The following is an 18,838-nucleotide window of genomic DNA, read 5'->3' on the forward strand; positions in this document are numbered from 1 at the left end:
AGAGGTTATAGTGAGATAGTTTAAATATTTATAAGCAGAATAATTAAACTCTCTTTACTTCTTTCGTTATATGAGCAAGAAAGAGAAGCAGCATGAATAGACGTGATTTTATTAAAAAAAGTGCATTTATAGCATCAATTCCATTGGGACTATCGGTTGCTAATACCGCACTGGCAAAAAGTTCAGCAATAACAATTCCTAGGTTAGTGCCTCGCCAGTCAGGTTATTTATCTTGGTTAGAAGGTCAAGCTCCAGCCGCTTCTTTTGGTACTACATGGGGACAACCTTGGGCCCAAGGTGCTTTAAAAGCTAAGCAAGCATTAAAGTTAACTAGCCAAACCGGGCAAAATATTCCATTGCAAACTTGGCCCACGGCTTATTGGCCTGATGGTTCAATCAAGTGGACTGCGCATGCTGTTCCCGCGAATGCGAATTTAGGTGAGCAATTTAAAGTAGAAAAAGGTCAGTCTAGTAGTGCAACTACGCCTGTTGTAGTAAATGACAATGGCGATCAAATAACGGTTGATACCGGTGTTATTCATTGCAGCTTGTTAAAAGCCGGTCACAATATTATTGAGCGTTTATCACGTAATGGTAAAACTATTGCAAAAGATGCGAGATTAGTAGGCTTACGTCAAGATAAAGCAGAAAGTGAACCTGAAAACCCTGCCAATATAGAGCAATTCAAATCAAAACTTAATAAGGTTACAGTAGAAAAAAGCGGCCCAATAAAAGCGGTGATAAAAATTGAAGGGGTACACCAAACCACATCTAAGCGTGAGTGGCTACCTTTCACTTTAAGACTAACGTTTTATGCTGGCGACTCAAATATTAATATAAGCCATACCTTTATTTATGATGGTGATGATCAAACTGATTTTATTAAAGGCTTAGGCTTACGCTTTAATGTTGTACAAAACGATGAATTATATAATCGCCATATTCGTATGGTGGGTGAAGAACACGGCTTATGGGGCGAGTCACCGCAAGGTATTACCGGACTTCGTCGTGACCCAGGTCAAGCGGTTAAAGATGCTCAAATTGCAGGTATTGCAACACCTCCCTTGAGCTCTTGGGATGAGCGGGTAAGTAGCCGTATGCACTGGATCCCTGTGTGGAATGACTTCACCTTATCGCAATTATCAGCAAATGGTTTTAGTATTAAAAAGCGCACCAAAGCAGGCCATGCATGGATTGACGCCGATCAAGGACACAGGGCAAGTGGTGTTACCTATTTAGGTGGTGTTTCTGGTGGTGTTTTATTTGGAATGCGTGACTTTTGGCAGTTACACCCAGTACAAATTGATATTCGTAATGCAGGTCAGCCATTATCAGAAGCAACATTATGGTTTTGGTCACCAGAAGCGCCTGCGATGGATGTACGTTTTTATCATGATGGTTTAGGCCAAGAAACTTATGATCAACAATTAGACGCGCTTAACATTACTTATGAAGATTATGAACCGGGTATGGGCAGTGCTTATGGGGTTGCACGTACTACTGACTTTTCTTTAAATGTGTTAGACAAAACACCATCAAGGGAAGAAATTGTTGAGTTGGCCGATAATGTTCGCCAGCCACCACAAGTAATAGCCGCACCAGAAGACTTTTTAGCATCAGGGGTGTTTGCCTCAATGTTCAGTTTACCTGATCGTTCGACTCCACAAAAACGTGCAATAGAAGATCGCCTCGCGTGGCAGGTAGAGTTCTACCGCAATCAAGTTGATCAACACCATTGGTACGGTTTTTGGAATTATGGCGATATTATGCATACCTATGATGCAGACCGCCATGTTTGGCGTTATGACATTGGTGGTTATGCTTGGGACAATTCTGAATTGTCGCCTGACTTATGGCTCTGGTTGTCATTTTTAAGAACGGGTGATGCCAATACCTTTCGTTTAGCTGAAGATATGACACGTCATAACCGTGATGTGGATATATATCATGCCGGAAAATATAAAGGTTTAGGTACTCGTCATAATGTACAACATTGGGGGTGTAGTGCTAAGCAGTTAAGGATCAGTACCGCAGCTTATCGTCGTTTTCATTATTATTTAACGGCTGATGAACGTACCGGTGATGTATTAAACGAAGTGGTCAATGCTGATGAAGCATTAGCTTCATTAAATGCAACGCGTAAGGTAGCTCGAGTTAATCCTTTACCGGGGAAAGCGACTATGGGAGTAGGTACCGACTTTGGTTCTGCCGCCGCTAACTGGTTAACAGCATGGGAAAGAACTGGTGACAAGCGATATAAGCAACGGTTAGAAAATGCCATGAAAGTTATTGGTGCTCACCCTAATGGATTTTTTGCTGGGGCTTTTGGTTATGAGCCTAAAACTAAAACCTTATTACCTTATCCTGAAACCAAACCAACAATTTCTCACTTAAATTCTGTTTTTGGTTTAATTGAAATATGTGCGGAGCTTAATCAATTAATTGATGTTCCAGAGTTTAAAGCTGCTTGGTTACGCTATGGTCGTTTTTATAGTGCCAGTAAAGCTGAACAACAAGCCGAGTTTGGTATGTCGTTCCGTGGTAATAGTTTAACAGTGGCACACTCACGTTTAACCGCTTATGTAGCGATGCAAGTTGATGATAACAAACTTGCTAAGCGTGCATGGAGCGAGTTCAATAAAAGTAGTGGCAGTAAAATAACAATTGGCACTAACCGAGTTTCAGGTCCTATCGTATTAAATCCTGTTGATGAAGCAAGTTGGTTATCAACCAATGACGCTGCGCAGTGGGGCTTAGCGGCAATACAAAACTTAGCGTTGATAGGTTCTACACTCGATTAAACCTTAAGTGTATATCTGAGCCAATTGTAGATTCAATAGGCTCAGAAACGCTTATAGGCTAGGTATTAATTGTAAAGGGTGATGATTATCCGTAGAGCGCTTTAGACATAAAGCGTTCTTAATTTGTGTAAGGGATAGTAAATCACATTATGCGTTACATTTTTTTAGGGGAGTAACACTTGAAAAAATGTGTCTTATTATTGTTCGTGATGCTTTTTGATTTTATTTCGCTCAAACTCAGTCATAATGTTGCATTTTTGTTCATTGTATCATAAGGTGTTAGCATAAAGTTACCTTAGATAACTTAAATAGCCGAGATGTAAATTAGAGTAGAGTTTAATCTCAAGTACTGATAATTGCCTTAGTTCTTAACGGCTAACCGAGAGAGCTATTTACATTATTACGATTTAATAAGCGTCACTATCTTATTAATTCGATATCTAATTAATGAATCTTAATATTGTTCACTGAATTAAATTGATGCAGTGAAAATTTAAAATTGTTTTAAAAAAGGACAAAAAATGCCTGCTATTGCCCACGATATTGCATATTCAACCATTCGCAGTAACATCGATAAACTTATCGATAATCTTGTGAATATCACCGACGATACAGGTGAATTCTTATTAAAATTAGATGACGGCCGCATAATAGACACTAAGGGCTGGAATGACTGGGAATGGACTCACGGAATTGGTTTGTATGGCTTATTAAAGTATTGGGATATTACTGGAGATAATGTTGCTAAAGACATTATTGAGAATTGGTTCCATGACCGTTTTTCCGAAGGTACACCGACTAAAAATGTAAATACAGTTTCACCATTTTTAACCCTTGCTTATATGTATGAGCGCACTGGTGAACGCAGCTACTTACCTTATCTGGATACGTGGGCTGAGTGGATTATGCGTGATATGCCTCGCACGGATGAAATGGGTATTCAACACGAAGTATTTAACTCATTCAATTACCAGCAATTATGGGACGATACACTGATGATGAGTGTATTACCATTAGCTAAAATTGGTTTGTTGCTTGACCGTCCACATTATGTGGAAGAAGCAAAACGTCAATTTATGCTTCATATCAAATACTTAACAGATCGCAAAACTGGCTTATGGTTCCACGGTTGGACATTTGATGGTCATCACAACTTTGCTGATGCGTTATGGGCACGTGGTAACTGTTGGGTAACGATTGCTATTCCTGAGTTTATTGAATTATTAGACTTAAATGAAAAAGACGCTACCCGTATGTTTTTAATTGAAACCTTAGAGTCTCAAGTAAAAGCGCTGGTAAAAACACAACATGAAGATGGTTTGTGGCATACCTTGTTAGATGACCCAGATTCATACCTTGAAGCGTCAGCGTCAGCAGGTTTTGCTTACGGTATTTTAAAAGCGGTACGTAAAGGTTATATCGATAACAGCTATGAGCAATACGCGATTAAAGCTATTAAAGCGGTACTAGAAAATATTGATGACAAAGGTGAATTACAGCAAGTGTCTTTTGGTACGCCGGTATTTGATGATTTACAAGGCTATAGAGATATCCCTTTAACATCGATGCCTTATGGCCAATCGATGGCAATATTAGCGCTAATTGAGTACATGAATCGTTATATTTAATTTTAGCTTAAGAAATGGTTATTTCCGTTGTTTATACCAGCTGTATAACAATGGATGAATAACCATTTTTTTTATAAGAAGAAAATTAATTTGTCTAAAAAGCAAAATTATAAATTATAACAAAACTAAATAATAACAAATTGAGACAATAAAGAGGCTTCAAATGAAAGAGCGTAAAATTGGAGTATGGAATTATACTGCTTATGGTCTTGGGGATGTGCTCGGTGCTGGCTCAATGGCCGTGATCAGTACTTGGGTTTTATTCTTCTATACAACTTATTGTAATTTAGGGCCTTTACAGGCTGGTCTTATTTTTGCGGCTGCGCGTATTTTAGATGCAGTAGCAAGTCCTCTTATTGGTTACTTATCTGACCATGCAGACTCTACTCGCTTAGGTCGTCGATTTGGGCGTCGCGGAGTCTTCTTATTAATTGCTATTCCATTATTACCAAGTTTTGGCCTAATGTGGGTGAGTGGGCAGCACTTCTTATACTATTTATTTACTTACATTTTCTTTGAACTAGTTTATGCCTCTGTATTAATTCCTTACGAAACTTTAGCGGCAGAAATGACAGACGACTTCCGTAAAAAAGGGATGTTTGCTGGTGCAAGAATTTTAGTTGGTCACCTTTCTGCAATTGCTGCAACTATTTTACCTGCATGGATTGTTGCTGTTTTAGGTGGTGCCGATTCACCAGACACTTTCCTATATATGGGAGGAATTTTCTCAGTTGTCTTTATGCTTGTTGTTGCTATTGTCTATTTCAATACATGGGAGCGCAAGAAATCTGAAGAAGAGCTAGCCGCGCAAATGGCTGATAAATCTTCAATAGGTGAAATTTTTGTCAAGTTATATAAAGGCTTAGGTTCTACTTTTAAAATTCGTGCATTCCGTTTACATTTAGGGATGTACCTTGGTGGTTATATTAGCCAAGATGTATTTAATGCTGCGTTTACCTACTTTGCTGTATTTGCACTCGGTGCCTAAAGTATCCCCAAAATTAGCCTTTATATATCAATGAACTAATAGTGTTAAAAAATATGGGTAGTGAGGGAACATTCATGGTGTTTTGTGATCTTATGAATCGCTTAAAAACAACAGAACTAAACACCATGAATGCGTCTACTATTTTGCACAATATGCTCCGCGCTGTCACCCCTAACTCTATTCATAAAGCCAGATTTAATACTCTAGTCGCTGCCGTTAAATCTCTTTTGCACTGTCAGCAATGCACCTTGACATCTATTGGTCGCAATTTGGATTCAAAAACAACTGAAAAACATGATATTAAACGTATTGATCGACTACTCAATAACCACGAGCTTTTGCGTGAGTCGACATCGGTTTATGTTCGCTTAAGCCGTTTTGTGGTCACTGAAAAGCATCCCGTCATTTTGGTTGATTGGAGTCATGCAGATACACAAACCAAATACTGTATTCTGCGTGCCAGCATTGCCAGTGAAGGTCGTTCTTTGACCCTGTATCAGGAAAGTGCATTCAGTTTTCAGTATCATTGCCCAAAAGTTCAAAAACGGTTCTTAAAGATGCTCAAACTGATTTTGCCGGGTGACTGCCGGCCCGTAATTGTGACGGATGCGGGCTTTAAAGTTCCTTGGCTCAAAGCCGTGCGAAACAATGGCTGGCATTATATTAGCCGTGTTCGAGGTACGGCACATTTGAAAACGCAGGGCAGCGATGAGTTTGTTCCATGCCAGTCACTATTCAAGAGCAATCAACGTAAGAGCCAGTATCTTGGCGCGACCGAGTTGACCAAAAGTGCAAAATATCAAACTCATGCAGTGCTGGTTGGCAAGGGACATAAGTTATTAAAAAGAGATAAAAAACGTGGTTATAAGGAGCCTTGGCTACTCGTTTCTTCTCTTCCAAAGAGGCACCACTTTCTCGAAAAAGTACTCAAATTATATGGTATGAGAATGCAGATAGAAGCAGGATTTCGAGATCAAAAAAGTGTTAGGTTCGGCTTAGGCTCAGATCTGCACAGGACAAACAAACTCTATCGATTAGACATACTGTTGCTGCTTGCCACACTGGCTCATTGGTTCTCAATGATGCTGGGGGCAGTGATAGACAAAGCAGGAAAGACAGGCGCTTTTCAAGCTAATTCAACCAAAAAAAGACGAGTAGTGTCATGGGCATTTGTTGGGCTGCGATACTTCAAAAAACAGTCCATTAAACTGCGACGGCGAGATTATTTGGCAGGACTAGCCTATTTCGTACAGGTGGTAGTGCAACTCGATTGGAAAAATATGGATGTGAGTGATGTAATTGAAACTTAATGATTATTTCTGGGGATCCCTTAGACTCGGTGCATTACTTGCGGACTCATCGCTTGACCCCTTGAGTTTAACTTCTTATTTAATGGCCTCTATTTTTGGTATTCAAACGCTTGCAGTAGGCGCTGTATTCGCTTGTGTAGCATTATTACCAAAATTTTTCCCCGCATTAACTTATCGTTTTGCAGTTGTCTCTTATATTGCAGGTATTATTGGGCTATCAAGCTTTTATCATTTTGCCCCAGAGAGCCAAACAGCCCAAATTAGTTGGTTAGCAATCGCACTTATTTTTGCTGGTATTGGTCGTGGTATTTTGAATTATATTCCTTGGAATACCTATAATTACATGGCTGATGTCGACCAAATTGTTACGGGCCAACGCCGTGAAGGTAGTTTTGCGGGAGTTATGACCTTCATTCGTAAGGCAACACAAGCTAGTGCGGTATTCGCTGTTGGTGCTGCCTTAGAAGTAGGGGGCTTAGTTAAAGGTGAGAAATTACAAACTCAAGAGGTTATGGACTCTATCGTATTAATTATGACTGTTGGGCCTACTCTCGTTTTATTCTTTGGTTATTATGTTTCAACTAAATTTAATTTAAATACTGATACTCATAAAATATTAATGAGTGAAATAGCGCGATTTAAAACCGGGGAACGAAAACCTTCAAGTGCTGAAGCTAAATCACTAGTAGAAGATTTAACTGGTTGGGATTACGATAAACTTTGGGGAAATAATGAATTAAGCCTAAAGACTGTAATATCAAATGATAAAACGTTAGGTGAAGCCAAATGAATAATTTAAAAAGATTTTCTTTTTTAACCTTGTTAGTTGCAGTTTGTTTATCTGGCTGTGTCAGTGTAACTGAGCCCACAGCACAAGCTAATATGTCTGCTGAACAAGTCAAAACAATTCCTAAAAGTTGGATTGATGCAGATACCGGGCATAAAGTTGTTCGATTATCAGAGGAAGACAGTTCTCGTTCATTATATTTTCACCAAAACTCTTATGCCGCTAGCGGTGACAAAATGGTGATCTCAGTTGATAATCCGCGTGGTGTTGCCGTTGTTGATTTAAATACTCTAAAGGTGAAACGTATATTTGAAGATCCTGATGTGGGTATTTTGTTTATGGGGCCAAAAGGGCGAGATGTGTATTTAACACATATTCCGTCAGTAAATGGCCAAGTTGTTCACCCGCAAAATGAACTACAAACACCTACCAAGATACTAGCTGTTAATATTGATACCGGTGCGGTACGTGATGTTGCTACTGTGGCGAGAGGTAAAATTCACTCAATTAATAACGATGAAACTTTATTAATTGGCGCATTCGCTGAACAAGCCCATAGCTTAGAAACCGGTCCTCGTGACAAACGTTTTGAAGCACGTTATGAAGCAAAAGATGCTGATGGTAACCCATTAAGTTTTGCTGATGCCAAAGAAGTTCGCATGGACGAACGTTTAGAGTCGCGCATTCCAATGCAAATGTTTACTGTTAATATTAAAACCGGTGAGCAGAAAATAATCATGAAATCAACCGACTGGTTGAATCATATTCAATTCTCGCCAAGTGATCCTGAACTTATCATGTATTCACATGAAGGGCCTTGGCATAAAGTAGATCGTATCTGGATAACCGATATTCATGGGAAAACCCCTCAAAAAATTCACCAACGCATGATGAATATGGAAATTGCTGGCCATGAGTTTTTTAGTTTTGACGGAAAACATATATTTTATGATTTACAAACCCCTCGTGGACAAGATTTTTGGTTAGCCAGCTATAATCTTGAAACGGGCGAACGTGTATGGCGACATATGGAGCGTGATGAATGGTCTGTTCACTTTAATATTTCGCGAGACGGTAAATTGTTTGCGGGTGACGGTGGTGATGATGAAATGGTCGCTAAAGCGAAAGATGGTAAATGGATCTATTTATTTGAATCAGAGCCAGTTAAAGATGTTGCCGGTATTCATGCACGTAATGCTAAGGATTTAATTAAGCCCGCGGTTTTAAAGTCACAGAAATTAGTAAATATGAAAGACCATGATTATCGACTAGAGCCAAATATTACCTTTACCCCTGATGGGAAATGGTTAGTGTTTCGCTCAAACATGCATGGCCCTGTTCATGTTTATGCCGTTGAAATAACAAAACATGCTAATTAATCACTGCTTGGTTTTGGTAACTTTTTTAAAAAGTTACCAAAACCATCTATATTAAAATAAGAACCCTATGAACCTACCGTTAGCGTTAATTGTTTTAGTCATGTTATGTAGTTGTGCCGTAGGTGATACTCATCTTGCTGAACAATCAAAGGACGATGTATATATATTTTCTTCGTTCAGAGGCAATGGCAATGATGGGTTGCATTTGTCGTATAGTCATGACGGTTTAACTTGGACAGCAATCAATCAAGATCAAAGTGTGTTAACGCCAGACGTAGGTGGAAAATTAATGCGTGATCCGTGCATTATTTTGGGGCCGGATAATACTTTTCATATGGTTTGGACAAGTAGTTGGGAAGACGGTGGTATTGGGGTTGCTCATTCTAAAGATTTGATAACATGGTCAGAGCAACAATTTATTCCCGTAATGAAAAATTTTCCAACAGCTAAAAATGCATGGGCACCTGAAATCATTTGGGATGATGATAATCAGCAATATGTCATTTATTGGGCGTCTACCATTCCAGGTAAATTTCCTGAAACAGAAAAACAAGCTGATAAGGGGTGGGATCATCGAATTTATGCCACCACCACTCAAAACTTTAAAGATTATTCGCAAACTACTATTTTTTATCAGCCGGATTTTAATGTGATTGATTCTACGATTATCAAAACAGATGATGATTATGTGATGATCTTAAAGGATGAAACACGTTACCCTGCGGCTAAAAACTTAAAAGTTGCACGTAGTTCATCAATATTTGGTCCTTGGGAGATTACTGAGCAAGCGTTTACGCCAGAAAATACTTGGGTTGAAGGGCCAACAATAGTTAAACATCAAGATTGGTTTTATGTCTATTATGACGAGTATATTAACCATCAATATGGCGCTATGCGGACACAAGATTTTAATCAATGGCAAAATGTATCTGCACAATTAACTGTGCCAAAAGGTACTCGCCACGGTACTGTTTTAAAAATTCCAGCGGAAAAATTAACTAAATTACTACAACAATATAATTAACCGTACATGGGGCGTAGCATCGTTATGCTTAAGCTCGCCCATATTCACTTTTAAAAGCTCTAAATATTTATTAAATAGAGCATTCATCATGATATTAAAACTTGGCAAAATTTGTGCTCTTAATAGTCTGGTTATTGCTACAGTTGCTTGTTCCGATACTAACATTGAAGTAAGTCAGACAGTTAAAGTCTCCAGTATTAGCTAAGATCTAAATGCAGCTCAAACCGAGCTGCGAGCTTTAACGGATAAACTCACACGCTATTGTCTTGGTGGACAAACTGATCAGCTTATTGAATGGGCAGTGGAATAATTGATAAAGGGTATATAAGCTGACCGGTCAGCAATTAGCGCTAGTTAAAACAGCACAAATAGTTGAAAGTGGTATTTATATTGGTCAAATATCAGCTCGATTAATTAAATGAGTTTATTAACAGCAATTTCTAAGGCTGTGGGAAAGTTTTATACTTACGCAAATGAGCAGCAGCTTGCTGTTATCGGCAGTGATGTGCGAGGTATACTATATTATGTCATTTTTGAGATAGTGGAGCGTTTTGGTGTATCACCTTGGTAGTGGCGGGCAAGACGTTACTGTGCTATCACAAACTGAGTTAGCACTAGCCTTGACAGTCGCAGAACAAAATATTGTACAGTCGCTATCAGTTCAATATCGTGGGATCTTTCTAAATGATGAAGATTGGGGCTTACAGCCTGTCTCTTGATCACAAGTCGAGCTCTTTCATAAAAGCATAGGACTCGACTAAAAATACCAGCTTTACTCAACCATCCCACATGGCTTTTTTGCACCAACACGTCCAGTTCGTTTACTATCGTGTCAACTTCCAAGTTTTGTTATCGCATAATATGCCCACTTTAACGATGGAGGTTTTTTTGGGAGTGGAGCCTTCTGATTTTTCGCTTTAAAAAGTAACTTCCAACCCTGTACTGGCTCTGTTGTATACAGTAACCACTGTAATTTACGGATAAAATGATACGCGCTCACAACGCCTGCACCTTATCTGGGCCAATTACTATGCCGACTTGCCTGATGAGAATGTTCGTTGAACCCGCCTATATCAATTCTATCGCGATGCCGTGGATTTTCTAAAATCCATTGATTGTCTGGTTGCAATCGTTGAAGGTGAACTTGAACAGGACGCTTACAATTCATCACTAAGTTTTTTATGTCTTTATGAAAACGACTATAATAGTAACGTTCAGTATATATTGATTTTTAAATGAATTAACGAGGGGCGTCGTTATCGGTTACTTTGTGCCTTAGTATCTAAGGCACAACTATTGGCTAGGGTGCGACAATTTGTCACTGTTGTAGATTATGGTTTTTGGTTAAAGTGCCGCAACTTCCAATAATACTGTTTTTAATATCGTTATGTTTAATCAATACATCCTTAAAATCGCTTTAATTTCCAGCAGTTTAATCACATCTGTAATAGCTACACCTTTAATCGCCAATGAACTTGCACAAGACTCGGACTTGGTTGAACAACAAACGGATGAAAAAAACATTGATAAAAGCACTAAATCATCGCCAGAGGTTTTAAATGTTTGGGGTAAAAGGCTTAGCGCTAATGAACCCGGTTATACCAGCCCCGAAAGTTTACTGTTGCCGTCGGATATGGTTGGAATTAATGCCATTACCACTGAAGACTTAGTGAAATACGAACCCAGTTTAGTGATTAGACGACGTTTTATTGGTGATGCTAATGGCACTATAGGGATACGCAGCGCCAATATGTTTCAAACCGCGCGTTCTATGGTGTTTGCTGATGGTGTGCCTCTGCATTATTATTTGGAGTCTCGTTGGTCTGGTGCGCCGCGCTGGACTATGGTGTCAGCCAGTGAAATTGCTCAAGTGAGTGTATTGTATGGGCCGTTTTCAGCTCAGTATGGCGGCAATGCAATGGGCGGCGTGATAAATATTGAAACCGAAATTCCACAGGAGCGCGAGTTTAATGCTGACTTAAGTATGTTTACCCAACAAGCCAAAGCGTATGATTTTGATGAAGATGTCAGTGGATATAAAACTTTTGTATCCTTTGGTGATAAAGTGAATAACTTAAGTTACTACGTGTCATTCAATCATTTGGATAACGATGCTCAGCCACAAACGTTTCGTAGTGCTAGCGCCTCAGGCTCTGATCAACAAAGTAGTAAAACTGGTGGCTCTGCCGGGGTAGACTCACGCAATAGAGACGTTTACTGGTATGGCGATACAGGCATTGTTACTAGCCAAACCAACAACTATAAAGTGAAGATTGGTTACCAACAAAGTAATTGGCAAGCCTTGTTTAATTTGGCTTATGAAGACCGCTCTAGTGATAATGTCGGGCAGTCTTATATTCGAGACGCTACTGGTAATAAAGTCTACAGTGCTAATAATGAAGTAATTAATGGTACTATGTTTTCGTTTAATTCGTCCGGCTTAAACGACAGTCATTTATTGCGCGAGAGTTTATCATTAGGCTTACGCCTTAAAGTCGAACTTAGTGACGACATTGAACTTGAAGCGAATATCAATCAGTTTGATATTCTTAAAGATGAAACTCGCACATCGGCTCTTCATCCAAACGATCCTGCATTTAATGGTAATGGTAAAATTACTGACTATGATGACTCAGGCTGGACCACCGGTGATGTAACGGTTACGGTGTCAGACTTTATTATCCCTAGAATAAACTTGCTCTCAGGCATACGCCATGAAGATTATCAGTTAAATCTTAATGTATATAATACTGACGACTATTTAGCTGGAGATAAGCAAAATTATAGCAGCAGTTTTGGCGGCGAAACACAGTTGAATGCAATATTTGCACAGTTAAACTGGAGTGACGATAAACGCTGGGACATGACGTTAGGTTTACGTTATGAGCAATTTGAAAGTAGCAATGGTTATTACAGCGAAGTTAATAAGGCTATCAATCAACTGGAACTTGTGGCCGCGCCAAGTGTTGAATACAAAAAAACATCTCCTAAATTTACCATCGGTTATTATCCAGCTGACAAATGGTTGGTACGTTATTCCATTGCTAAAGCATACCGTTTTCCTATTGTTGAAGAGTTATTCCGTCAGTATCAAGCTTACAACAGCATTAATGAGTCGAATCCCAATCTTGCGCCAGAAAATGGATTTCATCAAAATTTAATGCTAAACCGTGATCTAGATGGTGGTTATGTGCGAGTTAATTTATTTTACGACCAAATTGATGATGCCATTGAGTCACAAAGCACCACCATAATAGGTGGTATTAACGATGGGACCAATTTGAGTACCTTTGTCCCTTTAGATAAAACCGAAACAAAGGGCGCTGAGTTTATTTTCAACCAAGCGAATGTCGGAATTGATGGTTTAGATTTGCGCTTTAATATGACCTATACCCATGCCCGTATTACCGAAAACAGCGCGAATCCTGAGTGGGAAGGTAACGTGTATCCTCGTATGCCAAAATGGCGTGCAAATTTATTGTCTACCTACGCGATTAATGACGATTGGAATGTCAGTGTAAATGCTCAATATGCTAGTGACGTTTATGCTCGTTTGCAAAATGATGATATTATTGACCAAGTTTATGGCGCGGCAGATAGTTATTTATTGTTTGGTTTCAAAAGCCAGTACATGATCAATGACGAACTTAAAGCCAGTGTCGGTATTGATAATTTAACCAATGAACTTACTTATGTTGCCCATCCTTGGCCACGTCGTACGGTATATTTAAATCTGTCATATCAACTGTAATAAAGCAATTATCCCCAGTTGTGATAACTGGGTATTTTTATATGAGCGCTGATTAATGAACAACTCAAAAAATACGTATAGAATACTTTGGCGCTGGCACTTTTATGCTGGATTATTTTGTATTCCTTTTTTAATTATTTTATCTATTAGCGGTGCTATTTACTTATTTACACCACAAATAGAACACATGCGTGAAGCCGATTATGTTGCCAATTCAACATCTGCAACACGTACTTTACCAGCACAGCAAGTTGAAAAAGCAATGGGTGCAGTTCCTGGCGGACAATTTCAAAGTTATCGATTACCGCAAAATAATCAAGATGCAATAAGAGTAAGTGTATTAAAAAACAATCAACGTTATTTGGTTTATGTCGACCCTTATACTTTAGATGTGATGGATGTGGTGGCATGGGATAGCCGTTTTATTGAATGGGTAAAAGACTTACACGGTAATTTATTGGCCGGAAATAATGGCTCTTTATTGGTGGAGCTTGCCGCATGTTGGTCAATATTCTTAGTGTTAACTGGATTGTATTTATGGTGGCCCATCGAAAGTAAAGGCATGGCGGGAGTATTTTATCCAAGAATAAGGCAAGGAGGACGACGTTTCTGGCGTGATTTGCATGCTGTTATCGGTATGTGGAGCAGTCTGTTAGTGCTATTTTTGCTTATAACTGGGCTGCCTTGGACGCAAGTATGGGGCTCTGGCTTTAAAGAGCTGCGTAAAAGCGCTACCCAGATGACCAGTACAGACTGGACGAGCAATAAAAAACAAGAACTACAAACATGGCGTTTGCAATCTAATGGTTATATTTCTTTATCGGAAAAAGCTTACCAACAGGCGATGGCTCTTGACTTCGCCGCTCCAGCGGAGCTGTCAGTCAGTGACGAAACGCAGCAAGTCTGGAAGTTAACCTCACAAGCGCAAAATCGCCCGTTACGGCAAAATGCTTGGTTGGATAATTATACCGGTGAAGTGGTTAAACGTAACGGTTTTGGTGATAAAGCGTTGCTTGATAGAGTGATAGGCGTAGGGATTGCGGCTCATGAAGGACAATTATTCGGTTGGGCTAATCAGTTATTGGGCGTTATTGTGGCATTAGCGTTATTGATTATGTCGGTCAGTGGCTTTGTGTTGTGGCGCAAGCGCAAACCGCCTGGGCGTTTAGGGACGCCGCCAAAACTACAGCAGCAAAAACTAAGTAAAAGCAAAGGCGTTATTGTACTTATGTTACTTTTAGCTGCGTTAATGCCGATGTTGTTAATATCCTTGATTATTATTTTAGTTTTAGAAACTTGGCTATTTCCAAAGCTGCCTAAAGTTCAGGCATTTTTAGGGCTTACAAATTAGTAGAATAGGTTTACTTAAATAACATAGCATCTAGTACATGCTGTTATATTATTTTGCTCAGTTGCTAAAAACGATTTAGTTTGTAAAAACTGCACCGTTTTATCTTGGAATTCAGACATTATCTGTTCAGAAGGTGTAGGGGGAACCTCCAGCTTGAGCTGTTTGCTGTTGGTGTCGACTAACATTGGTTTCCACGCCCCGATATCGTCAGCTGCAATCTTCGGCTTTATCCACTCGTGATTATACGTTGTGGTGGTTGTAATGTCGTTATAAATAAGGTTTCTTGCTAGTCTGTCGTGGCGATTAATTATACTAGTTATACTTGCATATTTAGCACTGTCAGCTGTTTTGCTTAATTACCATTAAAGTCGCGTATGTGGCACTCCACCTGATTGGTAAACTCTATGGTATCAACTACGTTATAAATCAGCTTGAAGAGCTCCGGCGTTATCTTGAAGATGTCAGACGGAGTATTGATAATAACCACGCAGAGTCAGCAATAAAACCGTTCGTGATAGGGCGAAAAAACTGACTGTCCTCAAATACTATCAATGTGTGCATACCAGCCGGATACTTTATAGTTTTTTGAAACTGCAAAGGCCACCACTTTTATCTTTATTTGCTTGAAGTACCTTGCTGGGTAGCCAAATAACTTTGAACCGCTATTACCCTGTAACATTAAGCAAGGCTAGATATCGTTAGCTATATGTTTACCGAGAGTCCGTGTCCATGGGAGAATAAGATATGATTTTGATCAAAGAGATTGCACCAAAGTCTACGATTATTTGGGTAGCGTATGGATTTAGTGAGTCATGTAGCCTCATAACGCAAAAAATTAAAGAGTTTGTCAAAACCAATCGCTTGACTCAACCTGCCAATGTTCCTAAAAATGGCGGGATATTGAGGATATTATAAGCAAAGGTGATTAATAACGAGTAACGCTCACCAACTAATCCATTGGAGCAATATCATTTTCCGACAGAGGGTTGCTACTGTATTTTCGCCATATAGTCACCTCAATGAGATTGCATTGAGATTGATTCTACCGGTACGACAATATCTTGCTCTGAACCATCAGAGAATTTCAGTGATAAATCAAATTTACTGCCAGCAGATAACTCAGTTTTTAACCCTATCAGCATGATATGCAAGCCACCGGATTTCAACTCTGCTTTGCCCTTCGAAGGGATCTCTATTTGATTTATTTTACGCATCATCATTACGCCATCAACTTCGCTGTGTGTATGCAATTCAGAGATTTCAGAAATACTTGAATCAGCAGCGACTAGCATAAGGGGTCGTGCCGAATTGTTTTTGAGCGTCATAAATGCAGCGCTATTTCTTTGTCCGGGTGGAACGGCCACAGCAAAAGCTCGCTCTACTTCAACAATGCTGTCGGCAAACGAATGAATTGAGGTGAACAATAAAAATGAACATAGTGTTTTTCGCATACTAAAAAATTTCCATAAATTAAAAGAGGCTTTTTATCTCATTGGTTAATAGGTCAGGATTCATATTGTGTGGAAGGGTTTTGACCAGCCCCCCCTCTTTATCTATCAGGTACAGGAGTGCAGAATGATCAACGGAGTAACCCATTGCAGAGTCTTTAAGTTCGACAAAACGATAAAAAGCACCATACTGCTGGACTATTTTATCGATCTCATACTTACTACCAGAGACTCCAGTAATGTGCTCGGAAAAGAATGATGTATATGTTTTCAAATATTTAAGGGTGTCTCTGTCGGGATCCACACTTATAAAAATGCCATGTACGCTTTTTTGTTGCGGCAAAGGTAGCTGGCGTATCGCTTGACCGACAACAGATAAAGATACTGGGCAAATATCAGGACACTGGGTATAACCAAAATATAAGATGACGACTTGCCCTCGAAAATCGGGCAGTGATACAGGCCCTTGCTCTGATTGGAGTGTAAAGTCTCCTCCATATTCTGGCAGACCCGGCTGAGGTTGTTTCAATTGTCTCCCAACAAAGATTGTTATAATTAAAACAGAAATGATGACTGTAGTTATAATGCTAAATTTCTTAATAATCATTAGGCATGCCTCATTGAGCTGCAAAGTTAAAATGGGCGGCGTAGAGTTGAGTTGGAGTTTGTATGAATACAGTTGCGCGCCAAATCATATGAATATCTGTACATATCGACAAATAGGTTTTTCCTGTAAATAGCCCCGGCATGTTAGGTTTTGGTGATAATGTGCTACGGATCTCTCCCATATACATTTCAGCACCTTGTAACCTCAATTTGACCGTATGTTGCTCAGGAACACCTTTCAGAACAAGACCTACATCTATAGGCCTTAGCGCGATGAGAGGTGTTGGCCCCATTGTTAGTGTTAATGACATATCTTCCCATGCTGCTGTACAGGCCCCCTGTTGCAAATCACATGGAGAGGCCTTCATAACGACTGCGTCCGGTTCAAGCTTTTTTTGTATAAATGGGCCAGCTATAACTATGGCTAACAAGAGCACCAGACCTAGGGCATAAATCAATTGTGATTTTGTCTCAGACATTGAAAGACTAAATTACTGTAATCGTGTCACTATGATATAGGTTTTTTTTAAGAAGTGAATGCGACATATTGTCGCATCCTTTAGACTCTGGACTTCAGCTATGGTCCGATTGTGCTGTATAAAATCTATACTCATATACTCGTCTACTGCAGTGGAGTCCAGATCACCAAAGATTCTTTGATAAGCCTCATAAGCTATCTTCTTGGTTTATACTATTTACTTATCAGTGATGAAAATATATTGATTAAAATAAAGTGCATTTTTTATTGAAATCAATAATCTTCGAGTTGCTAGCTCAACGGGCTTCGTTGAGCTGAGAAATCTAGGTCGATAAAATTAATCCTAATAGGATAAGTTTTTACATTCCAATATCAACAAGCCACTGTTCAACTGAGCGCGGATTAATTCCTAAAAGGCGCTGCGCACTTATATTGGCTGCAATTGCAGAATCTTTGCTGAGGGCTTTTGCTTTATAGATTTCAACAACTTCTGCCGCTGCGGCCTCGCCAAATAATACCGTTAAACGCGTGCCAAACTCTTCTGGAGTTAAACTGCTATATTTTACTTCTCTTCCTAAATGAGTGGCGAATGACTTTGCCAGTTGATCTCCAGTCACAGCCGGTAACTGACCAATCTCAACAATTCCATTGACTGATGTATCTGCAAAAAGTGCGGCAGCAACATCAGCAACATCCAAATGTGAACACCAAGAAACAGGGTAATCTGAACGCAGTGGATATGGAAGGATTCCCTCCATTTTCACAGCTTCGCTCACAATCGGCAACAACAAGTTTTCAAGGTACAAACGCGGCGCAATTACTGCAGTCGATACTCCCGTTGCTTCAACGCCGCGAATAAGTTCAGGCAAGGCGCTTTTATCCTCAGGATCACCTAATGCGCACCCACTAGTCGAAATTACCAAGCGCTTAGGACGGGAAGTTCCAACCGCTTCAATAATATTTTGCGTATATTGAAGACGCAAGCTTTCTGGGCCCAAGGGCAAATGAATAAATACGCCCTCAGCCCCTAAATAAGCAGCAACCAACGATTGAACCGACGAGAGATCAATTGTCACTGTTGAACCGGCATCAAGAGTCTCGGGATTTCTAATAGCGGCTACGACATTCTTACCTTCAGTCGTTAATTTTTTAAATAATGGGGACCCTTGTGCCCCTGTTGCACCATGAACTATATATGTCATAGATTCTCCCTAATAGTTAACTAAACAGAGCATTAATTGTGCTATGATCAAACTGGTTACGTCAAATGCACTATTAGAGAATTAT

General features: G+C 39.6%; 14 protein-coding genes and 1 pseudogene. 11 read left to right on the forward strand and 4 right to left on the reverse strand.

Annotation, left to right across the window (positions count from 1 at the left end; translation table 11 throughout):
- Positions 1-92 precede the first annotated feature (92 nt).
- The 11 genes and pseudogenes from NDQ71_RS23870 to NDQ71_RS23920 form a co-directional block, all read left to right on the forward strand.
- Positions 93-2,801 carry a hypothetical protein gene (locus NDQ71_RS23870; RefSeq protein WP_301563156.1) on the forward strand — a complete coding sequence of 903 codons (2,709 nt, stop codon included), beginning with the start codon at positions 93-95 and terminating at the stop codon, positions 2,799-2,801.
- A gap of 521 nt (positions 2,802-3,322) precedes the next feature.
- Positions 3,323-4,429 (forward strand): glycoside hydrolase family 88 protein, encoded by a 1,107-nt coding sequence (locus tag NDQ71_RS23875; protein ID WP_192543162.1) that lies wholly within the window; start codon positions 3,323-3,325, stop codon positions 4,427-4,429.
- A 163-nt stretch (positions 4,430-4,592) separates the two neighbouring features.
- Positions 4,593-5,417 carry an MFS transporter gene (locus tag NDQ71_RS23880; RefSeq protein ID WP_301563157.1) on the forward strand — a complete coding sequence of 275 codons (825 nt, stop codon included), beginning with the start codon at positions 4,593-4,595 and terminating at the stop codon, positions 5,415-5,417.
- 92 nt (positions 5,418-5,509) lie between these two features.
- The gene (locus NDQ71_RS23885; protein WP_301562640.1) at positions 5,510-6,727 is read left to right on the forward strand and encodes an IS4 family transposase; all 1,218 of its coding nucleotides are present in this window, start codon (positions 5,510-5,512) and stop codon (positions 6,725-6,727) included.
- Positions 6,717-7,517 carry an MFS transporter gene (locus NDQ71_RS23890; protein ID WP_301563158.1) on the forward strand — a complete coding sequence of 267 codons (801 nt, stop codon included), beginning with the start codon at positions 6,717-6,719 and terminating at the stop codon, positions 7,515-7,517. Before NDQ71_RS23885 ends, NDQ71_RS23890 begins: the two co-directional genes overlap by 11 nt.
- Positions 7,514-8,893 (forward strand): oligogalacturonate lyase family protein, encoded by a 1,380-nt coding sequence (locus NDQ71_RS23895; protein ID WP_301563159.1) that lies wholly within the window; start codon positions 7,514-7,516, stop codon positions 8,891-8,893. The genes NDQ71_RS23890 and NDQ71_RS23895 overlap by 4 nt, the downstream gene beginning before the upstream one ends.
- Positions 8,894-8,960: 67 nt before the next feature.
- On the forward strand, positions 8,961-9,917 hold the full coding sequence (locus tag NDQ71_RS23900; RefSeq protein WP_301563160.1) for a glycoside hydrolase family 43 protein: 957 nt from the start codon (positions 8,961-8,963) through the stop codon (positions 9,915-9,917).
- A 554-nt stretch (positions 9,918-10,471) separates the two neighbouring features.
- The gene (locus NDQ71_RS23905) at positions 10,472-10,636 is read left to right on the forward strand and encodes a hypothetical protein (RefSeq protein WP_301563161.1); all 165 of its coding nucleotides are present in this window, start codon (positions 10,472-10,474) and stop codon (positions 10,634-10,636) included.
- 668 nt (positions 10,637-11,304) lie between these two features.
- The gene (locus tag NDQ71_RS23910; RefSeq protein ID WP_192543014.1) at positions 11,305-13,668 is read left to right on the forward strand and encodes a TonB-dependent receptor; all 2,364 of its coding nucleotides are present in this window, start codon (positions 11,305-11,307) and stop codon (positions 13,666-13,668) included.
- Positions 13,669-13,723: 55 nt separating this feature from the next.
- Complete coding sequence (locus NDQ71_RS23915) at positions 13,724-15,019, forward strand: PepSY domain-containing protein (RefSeq protein WP_192543015.1); 1,296 nt, start codon at positions 13,724-13,726, stop codon at positions 15,017-15,019.
- Positions 15,020-15,455: 436 nt separating this feature from the next.
- Positions 15,456-15,663: pseudogene (locus NDQ71_RS23920) on the forward strand (transposase); the annotation flags it as partial.
- 372 nt (positions 15,664-16,035) lie between these two features.
- On the opposite strand, the gene NDQ71_RS23925 reads toward NDQ71_RS23920, so the two are convergent.
- The 4 genes from NDQ71_RS23925 to NDQ71_RS23940 all read right to left on the reverse strand — a co-directional run bounded on the left by NDQ71_RS23925 (position 16,036) and on the right by NDQ71_RS23940 (position 18,753).
- Positions 16,036-16,470 (reverse strand): copper chaperone PCu(A)C, encoded by a 435-nt coding sequence (locus tag NDQ71_RS23925; RefSeq protein ID WP_192543017.1) that lies wholly within the window; start codon positions 16,468-16,470, stop codon positions 16,036-16,038.
- Between the two features lie 19 nt (positions 16,471-16,489).
- Complete coding sequence (locus tag NDQ71_RS23930; protein WP_192543018.1) at positions 16,490-17,074, reverse strand: SCO family protein; 585 nt, start codon at positions 17,072-17,074, stop codon at positions 16,490-16,492.
- A 10-nt stretch (positions 17,075-17,084) separates the two neighbouring features.
- Positions 17,085-17,552, reverse strand: coding sequence for a hypothetical protein (locus NDQ71_RS23935; protein ID WP_192543019.1), 468 nt, complete (start codon positions 17,550-17,552; stop codon positions 17,085-17,087).
- 358 nt (positions 17,553-17,910) lie between these two features.
- Positions 17,911-18,753 (reverse strand): SDR family oxidoreductase, encoded by an 843-nt coding sequence (locus tag NDQ71_RS23940; RefSeq protein WP_192543020.1) that lies wholly within the window; start codon positions 18,751-18,753, stop codon positions 17,911-17,913.
- Positions 18,754-18,838: the final 85 nt, after the last annotated feature.

Source organism: Pseudoalteromonas sp. KG3, from assembly GCF_030436385.1.
Lineage (GTDB): Bacteria > Pseudomonadota > Gammaproteobacteria > Enterobacterales > Alteromonadaceae > Pseudoalteromonas > Pseudoalteromonas prydzensis.

Bases quoted from the DNA above. Each gene is read 5' to 3' on its own strand.
- NDQ71_RS23885 (WP_301562640.1), top strand. From the start codon at position 5,510: ATGAATCGCTTAAAAACAACAGAACTAAACACCATGAATGCGTCTACT.
- NDQ71_RS23925 (WP_192543017.1), bottom strand. From the start codon at position 16,470: ATGCGAAAAACACTATGTTCATTTTTATTGTTCACCTCAATTCATTCG.
- NDQ71_RS23895 (WP_301563159.1), top strand. From the start codon at position 7,514: ATGAATAATTTAAAAAGATTTTCTTTTTTAACCTTGTTAGTTGCAGTT.
- NDQ71_RS23900 (WP_301563160.1), top strand. From the start codon at position 8,961: ATGAACCTACCGTTAGCGTTAATTGTTTTAGTCATGTTATGTAGTTGT.
- NDQ71_RS23880 (WP_301563157.1), top strand. From the start codon at position 4,593: ATGAAAGAGCGTAAAATTGGAGTATGGAATTATACTGCTTATGGTCTT.
- NDQ71_RS23910 (WP_192543014.1), top strand. From the start codon at position 11,305: ATGTTTAATCAATACATCCTTAAAATCGCTTTAATTTCCAGCAGTTTA.
- NDQ71_RS23870 (WP_301563156.1), top strand. From the start codon at position 93: ATGAATAGACGTGATTTTATTAAAAAAAGTGCATTTATAGCATCAATT.
- NDQ71_RS23875 (WP_192543162.1), top strand. From the start codon at position 3,323: ATGCCTGCTATTGCCCACGATATTGCATATTCAACCATTCGCAGTAAC.
- NDQ71_RS23935 (WP_192543019.1), bottom strand. From the start codon at position 17,552: ATGTCTGAGACAAAATCACAATTGATTTATGCCCTAGGTCTGGTGCTC.
- NDQ71_RS23915 (WP_192543015.1), top strand. From the start codon at position 13,724: ATGAACAACTCAAAAAATACGTATAGAATACTTTGGCGCTGGCACTTT.
- NDQ71_RS23940 (WP_192543020.1), bottom strand. From the start codon at position 18,753: ATGACATATATAGTTCATGGTGCAACAGGGGCACAAGGGTCCCCATTA.
- NDQ71_RS23930 (WP_192543018.1), bottom strand. From the start codon at position 17,074: ATGATTATTAAGAAATTTAGCATTATAACTACAGTCATCATTTCTGTT.